Annotated in this window: 13 protein-coding genes; 8 read left to right on the top strand and 5 right to left on the bottom strand. The window is 73.8% G+C overall.

Annotation, left to right across the window (positions count from 1 at the left end; genetic code table 11):
* Window positions 1-45 precede the first annotated feature (45 nt).
* Both ACGFI1_RS23445 and ACGFI1_RS23440 read right to left on the bottom strand, forming a co-directional pair.
* The gene (locus ACGFI1_RS23445; protein WP_386873426.1) at window positions 46-1,323 is read right to left on the bottom strand and encodes a glycoside hydrolase family 6 protein; all 1,278 of its coding nucleotides are present in this window, start codon (window positions 1,321-1,323) and stop codon (window positions 46-48) included.
* 114 nt (window positions 1,324-1,437) lie between these two features.
* Window positions 1,438-2,022, bottom strand: a complete 585-nt coding sequence (locus tag ACGFI1_RS23440) for a TIGR03086 family metal-binding protein (protein ID WP_138638339.1) — start codon at window positions 2,020-2,022, stop codon at window positions 1,438-1,440.
* Window positions 2,023-2,089: 67 nt separating this feature from the next.
* On the opposite strand from ACGFI1_RS23440, the gene ACGFI1_RS23435 reads away from it, so the two are divergent.
* Complete coding sequence (locus tag ACGFI1_RS23435) at window positions 2,090-2,869, top strand: DUF6597 domain-containing transcriptional factor (protein ID WP_392787818.1); 780 nt, start codon at window positions 2,090-2,092, stop codon at window positions 2,867-2,869.
* A gap of 27 nt (window positions 2,870-2,896) precedes the next feature.
* Here ACGFI1_RS23435 and ACGFI1_RS23430 read toward each other — a convergent pair whose 3' ends face one another.
* Complete coding sequence (locus ACGFI1_RS23430; RefSeq protein ID WP_392736083.1) at window positions 2,897-3,616, bottom strand: DUF4386 domain-containing protein; 720 nt, start codon at window positions 3,614-3,616, stop codon at window positions 2,897-2,899.
* A 223-nt stretch (window positions 3,617-3,839) separates the two neighbouring features.
* Here ACGFI1_RS23430 and ACGFI1_RS23425 point away from each other — a divergent pair, with 223 nt between their 5' ends.
* The 5 genes from ACGFI1_RS23425 to ACGFI1_RS23405 all read left to right on the top strand — a co-directional run bounded on the left by ACGFI1_RS23425 (window position 3,840) and on the right by ACGFI1_RS23405 (window position 7,706).
* A complete protein-coding gene (locus ACGFI1_RS23425) occupies window positions 3,840-4,301 on the top strand; it encodes an SRPBCC domain-containing protein (RefSeq protein ID WP_392787815.1) in 462 nt (153 codons plus the stop codon).
* Window positions 4,298-4,657, top strand: coding sequence for an ArsR/SmtB family transcription factor (locus ACGFI1_RS23420; RefSeq protein WP_392787813.1), 360 nt, complete (start codon window positions 4,298-4,300; stop codon window positions 4,655-4,657). Before ACGFI1_RS23425 ends, ACGFI1_RS23420 begins: the two co-directional genes overlap by 4 nt.
* An 11-nt stretch (window positions 4,658-4,668) precedes the next feature.
* Entirely contained in the window at window positions 4,669-5,112 is a 444-nt protein-coding gene (locus ACGFI1_RS23415; protein ID WP_392787810.1) for an SRPBCC family protein, read from the top strand.
* A gap of 174 nt (window positions 5,113-5,286) precedes the next feature.
* The gene (locus tag ACGFI1_RS23410; protein WP_392787808.1) at window positions 5,287-6,909 is read left to right on the top strand and encodes a GMC family oxidoreductase; all 1,623 of its coding nucleotides are present in this window, start codon (window positions 5,287-5,289) and stop codon (window positions 6,907-6,909) included.
* On the top strand, window positions 6,906-7,706 hold the full coding sequence (locus ACGFI1_RS23405; RefSeq protein ID WP_392787805.1) for an enoyl-CoA hydratase/isomerase family protein: 801 nt from the start codon (window positions 6,906-6,908) through the stop codon (window positions 7,704-7,706). The genes ACGFI1_RS23410 and ACGFI1_RS23405 overlap by 4 nt, the downstream gene beginning before the upstream one ends.
* A gap of 64 nt (window positions 7,707-7,770) precedes the next feature.
* Here the strand turns inward: ACGFI1_RS23405 and lexA are convergent, their stop codons facing one another.
* Together lexA and ACGFI1_RS23395 are read right to left on the bottom strand one after the other, a co-directional pair.
* Window positions 7,771-8,433, bottom strand: a complete 663-nt coding sequence (gene lexA / locus ACGFI1_RS23400) for a transcriptional repressor LexA (RefSeq protein ID WP_392787802.1) — start codon at window positions 8,431-8,433, stop codon at window positions 7,771-7,773.
* A 184-nt stretch (window positions 8,434-8,617) separates the two neighbouring features.
* A complete protein-coding gene (locus ACGFI1_RS23395) occupies window positions 8,618-9,247 on the bottom strand; it encodes a hypothetical protein (RefSeq protein WP_392787800.1) in 630 nt (209 codons plus the stop codon).
* Window positions 9,248-9,452: 205 nt separating this feature from the next.
* Here ACGFI1_RS23395 and ACGFI1_RS23390 point away from each other — a divergent pair, with 205 nt between their 5' ends.
* Window positions 9,453-11,579 carry a sensor histidine kinase gene (locus ACGFI1_RS23390; RefSeq protein ID WP_392787797.1) on the top strand — a complete coding sequence of 709 codons (2,127 nt, stop codon included), beginning with the start codon at window positions 9,453-9,455 and terminating at the stop codon, window positions 11,577-11,579.
* Complete coding sequence (locus tag ACGFI1_RS23385; RefSeq protein WP_205719397.1) at window positions 11,576-12,223, top strand: response regulator transcription factor; 648 nt, start codon at window positions 11,576-11,578, stop codon at window positions 12,221-12,223. Before ACGFI1_RS23390 ends, ACGFI1_RS23385 begins: the two co-directional genes overlap by 4 nt.
* Window positions 12,224-12,264 lie beyond the last annotated feature (41 nt).

Raw genomic sequence — 12,264 nt, 5'->3', positions numbered from 1 at the left:
CGACCAGGGGCGGCGGCGCCCGGACGTCCGATGCGGTGCGTCCGGTCAGCGGAGCGGAGGCACCGCGCGCTGGGAGAGGCCCAGGGCGTACTCGGCCCACCAGGCGCCGGCCGCCGGATCGACCGCGCCGTACTCGGGATCCTCCGGGCCGGCGGTGCCGCGGGTGCACTGGCCGTCGGACTCGCCGGGACGCTTGATCCAGAGGAAGGCGTCGACCAGGGGGTCACCGGTGCGGGTCGAGGGCCGGTAGCCCAGGCCGCGTCCCGGCGGGTTGCACCACACCTGCGGGTCGGAGTACTGGCCCGCCGGAGGCGTCCACGGGCCCTGGCCGTTGCGGCTGGTGTCCAGGACGAAGTGCGTGAGCTTGCGCGGGTCGTCCGGGACGGTGGCGAGGTCCGCGTCGGAACAGCCGGCCGCGCCCGTCGTCTGGCGGAAGCGCAGGCACTTGGACAGCCGGGTGCCGTACGCGACCAGCTCGTCGGTGGCGCGGTAGTTGGAGACGTTCAGCGCGAAGCCGTCGGCCTTGGCGATGCCGCCCTTGAGCAGGCGGCTCGCCATGCCGAGCTGGGCGCGCGGTTCGCCGTACCCGGCGTCATAGTCGTCGAGCGGCTGCCAGTCGGAGTGCCCGGAGTCCACGTAGACGCCGGTGCGCGGCAGCCGCTGGAGGGTGTCGACCGCGTAGTTGATCTCGCGGAAGCGCTCGTCGACCCGGGCGGGGTCCTCGGGGGTGCCGGTGGTACCGCCGCCGCCCTCGTTGCACCACGGTTCGCTGGACAGCAGCGCCAGCCCGTCCGGCTCGACGATCACCACGGCGCGGGCGCCGCCGATCCCCCGGGCGAAGGCGTCGATCCAGGCGCGGTAGGCGGCCTCGTTCGCAGCGCCGCCCGCCGAGTACTGCGAGCAGTCCCGGCCCGGCACGTAGTACGCCACGAGCACCGGAACGGCGTGCTGCCGGGCGGCGCCGGCCATCGTCCGCCGCACGGCCGCCCGCACCTCGGCGGGGGTCCCGCCGGTGAACCAGACCGCCTGCGAGACCTTGGACAGGGCCCGCATGTGCGCGGCGTCGTCATCGCGTCCTTCGGCCGCCCAGATCTCGGCCTGCCGTGCGGCGTTGCCGTCCGGCTCGACGTAGAACGTGGCCTTCCGCTTCAGCGGATCGTCGTGCCCTAACGCCTGCGCCGGCGCCGGTGCCGCGAGGACCGCGACGATGCCCGCCGTGGCGGCGGCGAGCATCCCGATGCGTCGTCTCATCCGGTACTCCAGGGTCTCGGGGGTGGGGGACGCGCCCACCGCATGGGAGCGCTCCCATGCTGGGAGTCTCATCACCCTCCGGAGATCCGTCAAGACCCAACATCACGCCCCGGCCCCGCGCCCGGCGACGGCCCCGCGTCAGGGCACTTCGCAGTGGACGCGGGGCCGTCGCCGAACGGTGAGAGGTCAGGCCGGGGGCGTCCAGCCGGGGTCGCGGCCGGAGAGCGCGACCGCCCGCCGGAACGCCGGAGCGTCCGCGTCCACCGGCACCGGGTCGGCGAACCCGTCGTACTGCCGGTACAGCTCGGCCTGCTCCTCGACGACGCCCAGCAGGAACTCCCCGGCTTCGGCCGAGACGCCGAACTCCTGCCCGGTCGCGGCCGCCACGTCGAAGCCGTGCAGGGCCGTCTCCAGGATGAGCAGCGAGGCGACCTCGGACGCGGGCGACGCCGCGGACCCCAGATCGATCTCGCCCTCCCATACGGCGGGGTCGGCCCAGGCCGCCACCGCCCGGTCGAGCTGGGCGGCGTACTCCTCCGCCCAGGCCGGGTCGGCGGTGAAGTCGCGCTCGATGAGCTGTTCCGGAAGCTGCTCGCGCAGCGCGCGGCGCTCAAGCCCGTGCGAGGTGAAGACCACCCAGTGGTTCACCAGCGCCCGCAGGTCGAACTCGGCGCAAGGGGTCGGGCCGGCCAGCCTCTCCCGGTCCACGCCGCGGGCGACGCGGGCGGCCTCGGTGGCGCATTCCTTCATGTACGCGTGCAGGTCGTTCATGGTCTCCACGCTACGGAGACCGCCGGGGGCAGATCTTGGAGGAACGCGCCAAAGTACTCTGGTGCGCATGGGGGAGATGGGACGCGGCGTGCTGTATCCGCACCTGAACGCGTCCGTCGCCGACCTGGACCGCCGCCTGCCGGGCCCCGCCCTTGCCCGGTCCGTGGAGCTCTACTGGCGCGTCCGCTGGCACACGGCGGAGGCGTATGAGACCAAGGTGCTCTCCCATCCCAACGTCCACCTCGTCTTCGAGGAGCCCCGCGCGCTGGTGTACGGGGTCGATCGCGGACTGTTCGTGCGCCGCCTCGAAGGGCGCGGCCAGGTCCTGGGGGTGAAGTTCCGGCCGGGCTGCTTCCGCCCGTTCATCGACGGGCCGGTCAGCGCCCTGGCCGACCGCAGGATCCCGGCGGCGGAACTGCTCGGCCCGGTCGTCGACGAGGTCAACCGGGCCGTTCTCGGCAGCGTCGATACCGACGGGATGGTCCGCGCGGCGGAGGAGTTCCTGGAGCCGCTGCTGCCCGAGCCGGACCCGGTCGCCGAACAGGCCGCGGCCATGGTCGGACGCATCACCGCGGACCCCGGTCTCTTCCGCGTCGACCAGGCCGCCGAGAAGCTGCACGTGTCCGTCCGGACCTTGCAGCGGCTCTTCGCCGAGTACGTGGGGGCGAGCCCGAAGTGGGTGCTGCGCCGTGCCCGCCTGCACGAGGCCGCCGCGCGCGCCGACCTGGGCACCCGCATCGACTGGTCGTTGCTGGCCGACGACCTGGGCTACTACGACCAGGCCCATCTGACCCGCGACTTCACCGCCGCAGTGGGCGTCTCCCCGGCCCGCTACGCACGCTCATAGCGCGTCCGGCGGGTTCGTTCCTGGGCGTCAGGAGGAGGGCGGCGCGGGGACGGAGCGGAAGCCCTTGGTGATGAGCCAGATGCCCAATGACGCTTCCCAGACGATTTCCGGTGCCGTGAATAGGAAGTTCACCGCGGACTGCTGCTCGTAGGCGCCGAACAGGACGGCCGTCGCGGTGGCGCATGCGATGGGGCCTCCGATGAGCCCGATGAGCGCCATGGGGCGTGGCACCAGACCCGACCGGTACATCAGGTAGCCCAGCAGGATCCCGTTGCCGAACCCCGCGCAGAAGGCGGGACCGAGCAGGAACGTCTGGTCCTTGAACGCCACCAACGACCGGCCGATCAGCGCGGCGTCGGCGCCGCCCTCGCCCGCCAGGTCCTGGCGCAGGGCCACGACGGCGAGCACGCAGGCGATGCCCATCACGATGACGGTCGATTCGAGGATGCGCGTGCCGACGTAACCGAGCGCGATGCCCTCGCTCTGCCGCTTCAGGACCGGGAACAGCACGACCGCCGTGGCGACGTTCGCGACGGCGGTGAGGATTTCGAGAAGCGCTCCGAGCTGTACGCGCCCGTCCGCGCCCGCTCCCAGGATGTAGTCCGCGTCATTGAGGACCGGGTCGTACAGCAGCACCGCCGGGATCGATAAGACGAAGGTCAGGACGAACCAGACGCCGGCGATCCTGGCGGTGCGCTGAACGGCGTCCGGCGAGGTCTCCGGAATCCGGGAACTGGTCGTTTCCACGTGACTCTCCAAGGCTTGGATCGGCCCGCCCGCTTGCCGGGTAGCCGTAGGGAACCACGCCGGACGGGCGCTGTCCCCGCCTGCCGGTGGCCGGTTCCAGCCGCGTGCGAGTGCTGCCGCGGTCTTGCGTCCGAGCGTCGCCTCTTCGTGCAACCAATTGTTGCGTGTACATGTCCGGGCGGGCTAGGGTGATGCGCAAGCAAAGGTTGCAGAAAGGGTGCGCATGGAACTCGACACGATCGAGCGGGAGATCCGCATCGAGGCCTCGCCCGAGGTCGTCTTCGAGGTGGTGAGCAGTCCCCGGCACCTGCGCGAGTGGTGGCCGGACGAGGCGGAGTACCCGGTCGCGCCCGGCGGGACAGGACGGATCGGCTTCGGTGAGTCCCCGCAGGACCGCGCGTGGGTGGGCTTCACGGTCGTGGAGGCCGTGCCGCCGCGGCTGTTCTCCTTCCGGTGGACCCACGCCGAGGGGGAGGCCGCCGCCCCGGGCAACTCGATGCTGGTGGTCTTCGAGATCGAGGCCGCCGGCGGCGGGACGCTGCTGCGGATGACCGAGACCGGCTTCCGCGAGCGGGGCTGGGCGGAGGCGAAGGCCGCCGCCGAGTACAAGGCGCACGTCACCGGCTGGGACCTGTACCTGCCGCGGCTGCCCGCGTACGCCGCGACGGTCGCCGAGGGCGCATGAGCGCGGTCGTCGACGACGCGCTGTGGGCGGCGATCGGCGATCCGACCCGGCGCCGGATGCTGGACCTGCTGCTCAGTGAGGGCGGCGGGACGGCGACGAGCCTGAGCGAGCACCTGCCGGTGACCCGCCAGGCGGTGGCCAAGCACCTGGCGGTCCTCGACCGGGTCGGCCTGGTCCACGGCACCGCCGCCGGCCGTGAGCGGCGGTTCCGCGTCGACGGGGAGCAGCTCGCCCGCGCCGCCGCCCAGCTCGCCGAGGTCGGCGGGATCTGGGACGCCCGGCTCCGGCGCATCCGGCGCATCGCCGAGGCGGTCCAGCGCGACAGGGACGCGGAGACCGAGAACGAACGGCAGTGAGGAGCACGGAGATGGTGGACATTCTGCACCGCATCGGCGTCGAGCGGTCCTCGCCGGAGCGGGTGTACGACGCGCTCACCACCCTGGACGGCCTGTCGGGGTGGTGGACCGAGAAGACGTCGGGGGAGACCGGTACGGGCGGTGTGATCGAGTTCCGGTTCGCGGCGGGCGGCTTCGATATGAAGGTGGCCGAGCTCGTCCCGGCCCGGCGGGTCCGCTGGGAGGTGGTGGACGGACCGCCGGAGTGGGTCGGCACGAGCGTGTGCTGGGATCTGCGCCAGGACGGCGACTACACGATCGTGCTGTTCGAGCACGAGGGCTGGCGGGAGCCGGTCGAGTTCATGCACCACTGCAGCACCAAGTGGGCCACGTTCCTGATGAGCCTCAAGCAGTTCCTTGAGACGGGGAAGGGTGCGCCCGACCCTCACGACGTGCGGATCAGCGATTGGCACTGATGTGCCGTCGTGCCGCCCGGCCGACGACCCCTCCCCACGCTTCGGCGGGGAGGGGTCGCCTCTTCGCGCGGCCGCGCGGGGCGGCGTGGCGCATTGGTAGAACGTGTTCTACTCTGGGGCCCGGAACGCTGACTGGACAGCTGTCCACTACCCCTGGTGTACGCGGAGGTGCTCGTGGTTCGGGCCGATTACGTCGTCGTGGGCGCGGGCAGCGCCGGGTGCGCGGTGGCGCGCCGCCTCGCCGAGAGCGGCGCGAGCGTGGCGGTGCTGGAGGCCGGGGGCCGGGACACCGCCCGCGGGGTGAAGAACCTGCTGGAGATCCCGGGCGCGGTCGCGGTGATGCTCTCCACCCCGCAGTTGAAGAAGCTCGTCGACTGGGGGTACAAGTCGGTGCCGCAGACGGCCGCGTGGGGGCGGGTGATCCCGCAGACCCGCGGCAAGGTGCTCGGCGGCTCCAGCTCGGTCAACGGCATGCTGTTCGTGCGCGGCAACCGGCAGAACTTCGACGACTGGGCCGCGGACGGCGCCACCGGCTGGTCGTACGACGACGTCCTGCCGTACTTCAAGAGGCTCGAAGACTGGGAGGACGGCGCCGGCGAGCTGCGCGGGGCCGGCGGCCCCGTCCGGGTGCGCCGCCAGAAGAACCTCACCGACGCGTCCCGCAGCTTCATCGACGCGGCGACCGACCGGCTCGCCGTCCCCTTCCTGGACGACTACAACGGCCCCGAGCAGGAGGGCGTCGGCGTCTTCCAGCTCAGCGCGGACGGCGGCGTCCGCTACTCCGCCGCCCGCGCCTACCTGCGCACCGACCCGCTGGACAACCTCCTCGTCCTCACCGACGCCAGGGCCACCCGGATCGTGCTGGCCGGCGGCCGGGCCACCGGCGTCGAGGTCGTCGGGCCGGACGGGGACCGCCACGTCGTCGCCGCCGACCGGGAGGTGATCGTCTCGGCGGGCGTGTTCGACTCGCCCAAGCTGCTGCAGCTGTCGGGGATCGGCCCGGCCGCGCACCTGCGGAGGCACGGCATCGAGGTCGTCGCCGACCTGCCGGTGGGCGACAACCTGCACGACCACCTGTTCGTCCCGGTCTCGTTCCGGATGGACTCCGCACTGCGGCGCCCGACGCCGGCCTACTTCATGCGCGGTCTCGCGCAGGCGCGGCTGCGCCGCTCCGGCTGGGCCAGCGGCTCGCAGTTCGAGGCAACCGGGTTCGTCCGCACCTCGCAGGCCGGCGCGATCCCCGACCTGCAGCTGCACGCGCTGTACTGGGTCTACCCGTTCCCCAACCAGGACGGCGACAAGCCGGTGCGCCCGCCCACCAGCAAGCCCGGCCTCAGCGTGTTCCCGACGCTGATCTACCCCGAGAGCCGGGGCACGGTCCGGATCGCCGGGCCGGATCCGGCGCTCCCGCCGCTGATCGACCCCGCGTACCTGTCCGCCGGCAAGGACGCCGAGGTCCTGCTGGAGGGCATGGCGATGGTCCGCGCGGTGATGGACGGCATCGGCGACAACCAGGGCGAGATCGTGCCCGGGCCCGACTACGCCGACCCCGCCGAACTGCGCCGGTTCCTGCCCAACATCGTCCACTCGGTCTACCACCCGGCCGGCACCTGCCGGATCGGCTCGGACGAGCGCGCCGTCGTCGACCCGCGGTTGAGGGTGCTCGGTGTGGAGGGCCTGCGGGTGGCCGACGCGTCGGTCATGCCGTCGGTCACCGGAGGCAACACCAACGCGCCGTCGATCATGATCGGCGAGCGCTGCGCGGACCTGGTCCTGGGAACGGAGGCACGGAAGTGACCGAGGACACCGAGATCCTGCTGGTCGAGGACGCCGACCGCGTCCGGACGATCACGCTCAACCGGCCCGCCGCGCTCAACGCGTTCAACGAGGCCCTCTACGACGCGCTCACCGAAGCGCTCCAGGACGCTGCCGAGGACCCGGCGGTGGCCGTGGTGCTGCTGACCGGCGGCGGCCGTGCGTTCAGCTCCGGCACCGACCTGATCGAGATGGCCGAGCGCGTCACGAACCCGGACTTCACGCCCGGCAAGCACGGGTTCATCGGCCTCATCGACGTGCTGGCGGAGTTCGACAAGCCGCTGGTCCTGGCGATCAACGGGCTGGGCCTCGGCATCGGGCTGACCGTGATCGGCTTCGCGGACCTGGTCCTGATGTCCGAGGACGCGCGGCTGAAGACCCCGTTCACCAGCCTGGGCGTCGCGCCGGAGGCCGCGTCGAGCTACCTGCTGCCCCGCCTGGTCGGCCGCCAGAACGCCGCGTGGATCCTGCTGTCCGCGGAATGGATCTCGGCGGCCGAGGCCAAGGAGATGGGACTGGTCTGGCGGGTCTGCGAGCCCGCCGGCCTGATGGCGGAGGCGCGGCGGGTCGCCGCCACCCTGGCGAGCCGTCCGATCTCCAGCCTGCGGGAGGTCAAGCGCGACATGACCGCGCCGCTCCGCGAGGAGATCCAGCGGGCGCGGGAGCGGGAGAACGACGGCTTCGCGCGGCTCATGGGCGGCCCCGCGAACGCCGAGGCGCTGGCGGCGTTCGCCGAGGGCCGCGACCCCGACTTCACGTCCCTGCCGCCGGGCTGGTAGACCCCGGCGCGCTCGGTCTTCGGCACGACCGGCCGGAGGGGCGGCGACGAGGCCGTCCCTCCCGTCAGAGGCTGCGGACCACGGAGACGACGATGCCGAGCACGACGGCCTTGTCGCCGTCGATGACCTCGTAGGCGGGGTTGCGCGGTTCGAGGAGGACGTGGCCGTTCCGGCGGCGGTACACCTTCACGGTGGCCTCGCCGTCGATCATGGCCGCGACGATCTGGCCGGAGTGGGCCTCCTGCTGCTGCCGCACCACGACGATGTCGCCGTCGCAGATCGCGGCGTCGATCATCGAGTCGCCGCGGACGCGCAGGCCGAAGACGGTGCCGCGCCCCGTGATCTCGCGGGGCAGCATCAGCGTGCCGTCCACGTGCTCCTCGGCGGAGATGGGCGTCCCTGCGGCGATGTGCCCCACCACGGGAACGGTCACCGGGCCGTCGGAGGACTCTCCCGGCGGACGCTCCTGGAGGAACACGCGCACGTCGATCGGACGCGACACCGCGTTGCCGCGCCGCAGGAACCCCTTGTCCTCCAGGCTCGCCAGGTGGCGCGACACCGACGACGTCGACCGCAGGCCCACCGCGTCCCCGATCTGGCGCGTGCTCGGCGCGTACCCGTACTTGACCGCCCAGTCGCGGATCATGGCCAGCATCCGCTGCTGGCGCGGCGGAAGGGCGGAGGCGTCCAGGTCTCCGAACACGTCAGGGTCACTGTAGGCGGTCACCCCGGAATCATAGGGGTGCCGGGGCGGGCGGCACGGCTGGCGCGCGCGTCCTCGGCGGCGTCGGCGCGGAGTGCCGGTGGGTCCGGGGCCCCCGCTCCCGTCGAAGGTCCGCCCGCGCGGACGTCTTCGAGGCGACCCACCGGCCTCTTCATCGGCGTGTTCCGCCGCCCTGGTGACCGGCTGGTCAGGGCGTGGCGGGCAGGACGATGCGGGGCGTCACGGCGAGGCGCAGGCCGAGGACGCCGTAGGTCAGGCCGAGCCAGGCCGTCCCCGGGTAGGTGCCGCCCTCCTCGCCGAGCACGGCCTGCCCCACGCCGGCGACGACCAGCCACAGCCCGCACAGCAGGAAGTGCCAGCGCAGCAGCCCCCGGTAGCGGCCGACCTTCGCGACGGCGATGCCGATGACGAGCATGCCGAGCATCGACAGCGGCCAGCACAGGTCGAACGGGATCACCCAGGCGGGGGTCTCGTCGGGGTAGGCGATGGCCAGCGGGCACCAGATCAGCGCCGGGACGAACAACGCCATCTCCACCATGGCGAGGTAGCGGCCCTTACCGCGTCCCGTGGCGTTCGTGGACAGCACCAGCGCGACCAGGGACAGGACGCCGAACAGGAACGCCATGCTGCCCCAGATCTCCACGGGGACGACCTCGTCGTGGACGCGGTCCCCGGCGATGAGCAGGCCGGTGATCCAGGCGGCGGTGCCGGCGGCGAGGGCCGCGCCGGTGAGGCGGGTGCGCAGCAGCAGCCCGCCGGGCCCCGGATCGGCCGGATCGTTCGGATAGACGGAACTCGGACGGATGTGGACGGTCATCGGCTTCTCCCCGTGACGAGGCGGCGGCGCCCGGTCGCGCCGCCGCTCACCGCCGACGTTCCGTCCCCGATGTCCCGGGCGGCCAGGGACCCGGGCGGCGGACGCGGCCCGAGTCGGGGCCCGTTCCGGTGGGTGACCGGTGTCCCCGGCGGCCAGGGACACCGATCCCAGGCAGCCGGGACGCGGCGGGAGCCATGCTGGCGGGGTGAGGAGCGCCCGACCCGCGCCTCGGGCCGAGCGGCTCCTGAGGCGGACCGCCATCGCGGTCGCCGTGCTGTGCGCCGCGGCGACCGCCGCGACGGTCTGGCTGGACGTCCTGCTCGCGGGGGCGGGCAGGCCGCCGGATCCGCTGGACTGGGCGCACTGGGGGTCGGCGGGGTCGGGACTGCCGCTGGCGGTCGCGGGCGGCGTGCTGGCGACGCGGCTGCCGCGGCACCCGCTGACGTGGCTGGTGCTGGCCGGCGGGTTCATCGCGGTCCTGGACGGGATCACCGCGGCGTACGCCTCGCTGTCGGTCGTGGAGCACGGCGGCGGCCTGCCGCTCACGGCGGCGACGGTGTACGCGGGCGCCCGCTTCGGCCCGGTGATCAACATGATCGTGCCGTTGACGCTGATGTTCTTCCCGGACGGGCGGCTGCCGTCGCGGCGCTGGCGGTGGCCCGTGGCGGCCGCGATCACCGCGCAGGCCGTCGGCGTCGTGGCGCTGCTGATGGTGCCGTGGCGGGTGTTCTCCCACGGCGAGCCGCTCGCGCCGGGCCTGCGGGGCGTCCCGCTGGACCCGCTGACCCCGCCGCTGCCCGACGCGCTCTGGCCGGTGTCCGGCTGGATGTTCTGGGTCGGCTTCCTCTTCTCGTTCGGGGTGTCCATCGCGGCGTTCACGGTGCGCTTCCGCCGGTCCGACCCGGTGCGGCGGACGCAGCTGCGGTGGATGCTGCTGGCGCTCGCGGCCAACGTCGTCCTCTTCGCGGCGGGCATGGTGCTCACGGAGGTGACGCCGCCGTCGGTGGACTGGTGGATCGGCGACATCTCCCTCATCCTCATGCACGCGGCCGTCGCGGTCGCGGTGCTGGTCGCGGTCGCCCGGTACCGGCTCTACGACGTCGACCTGCTGCTCGGCTGGACGCTGCTGTACGCGGCGCTGGCGGCCGCGGTGATCGGCATCGACGTGGCGGTGTTCGTCGGCGCCGGGACGGTCATCGACGAGCCGCTCGCCGCGGTGACCGGCGCGGGCGTGGTCGCCGTCCTGTACGCGCCGCTGCGGCTGCGCCTCCAGCGCTGGGTGAACCGGGTGCTGACCGGCCGGGCGGAGCCCTACGACGTGGTGTCGGCGCTGGCGCGGCGGCTGGAGCGGTCCATGGGCCCGGACGAGCTGCTGCTGGAGGTGGCGCGGGCGGTGGCGCAGTCGTTCCGCTCCCCGTACGTGCGCGTCGAGCTGGACCGCGCCGACGGCAAGACGGTCGTCGTCGAGCACGGGACGCCGCGCGACGACGTCCTGGTCCTGCCGTTCGGGTACCGGGGCGCGGCGATCGGCCGGCTGGCGCTGGTGCCGCGGAGCGGGGCGCGGCTCCCGGCGGCCGACCAGCGGCTCCTCGCCGACGTCGTCCGGCAGGCCGCCGCCGCGGCGCGGGCGACGGCGCTCACCGAGGAGCTGCAGCGCAGCCGGGAGCAGCTGGTGACGGGGATCGCCGAGGAGCGGCGCCGGCTGCGCCGCGACCTGCACGACGGCCTCGGCCCGTCGCTGGCCGCCGCGGCGCTGAAGATCGAGGCGGCCCGCAACCTCGCCCCGCGCGACGCGGCCGCCGCCGACGCGACGCTGAGCTCGGTGCGCGGCGACCTGTCGGGCGTGCTGGCCGACGTCCGTCGCCTGGTCCACGACCTGCGTCCCCCGTCGCTGGACCAGTTCGGGCTGGTCGGGGCGGTGGAGCAGCTCGCCGAGCGATTCCAGGGCCGGTCCTTGCGGGTGCGGCTGAGCTGCGCGGGCCGGCTGTCGCCGCTGCCCGCCGCGGCCGAGGAGGCGGCGTACCGGATCGTGAGCGAGGCACTGGCGAACGTCTCCCGCCATGCCGGGGCGGCGCACTGCGACGTCCGGCTGGAGGCGACCGCGGAGGCGCTGGAGGTGGAGGTCGCGGACGACGGCCGGGGCATGCCGCCGGGCGCGCTCGTCGGCGTCGGGCTGGTCGGGATGCGGGAGCGGGCCGAGGAGCTCGGCGGGCGGTGCGCGGTGTCGGCGCGCCCCGGCGGCGGGACGCGCGTGCACGCCGTGCTGCCGTTCGGCCGGGGCTCCGGCGGCGACGCGCCCGAGCCGCTGACGTTCGCGGGGAGCGCGCCGTGACGCCGCGGGTGCTGCTGGCCGACGACCACCCGGTGTACCGCGACGGGCTGCGGCTGATGCTGGAGTCCACCGGGGAGGTCGAGGTCGTCGGCACCGCGCCGGACGGCGCGGTCGCCGTGGAAACGGCGGGGCGGCTGCGCCCGGACGTCGTCGTGATGGACCTGCAGATGCCGCGGCTCGGCGGCGTGGAGGCGACCCGCCGGATCCTCGCCGCGCACCCGGACACCGGCGTCCTCGTGCTGACCATGCACGAGGACGACGAGAGCGTGTTCGCCGCCATGCTCGCCGGCGCCCGCGGCTACCTGGTGAAGGGCGCCGACCAGGAGGAGATCCTGCGCGCGGTCGCCGCCGTAGCGGGCGGCGAGGTGATCTTCGGCCCGGCGCTGGCGGGACGCGTCGCGGACTACTTCGCCCGGATCGCGGTCGCCCGCCCGGCCGGGGAGCCGTTCCCGCAGCTGACGGCCCGCGAGCGCGACGTCCTGGAACTGATCGCGCTCGGCCTGCCGAACCCGGCGATCGCCGAGCGCCTCGGCCTGTCGCCCAAGACCGTCCGCAACAACGTCTCGAACGTCTTCGCCAAACTCCAGGTCGCCGACCGCGCCGAGGCGATGGCCCGCGCCCGCGACGCCGGCCTGGGCCGCTGAGGTCCGACCGCGGGAGCGGCGACGGCGGGTGAGGATCGGCG

The sequence above is a fragment of the Actinomadura geliboluensis genome (assembly GCF_043197915.1).
GTDB lineage: Bacteria > Actinomycetota > Actinomycetes > Streptosporangiales > Streptosporangiaceae > Spirillospora > Spirillospora geliboluensis.
This window is presented reverse-complemented; position numbering and strand designations above follow the sequence as displayed.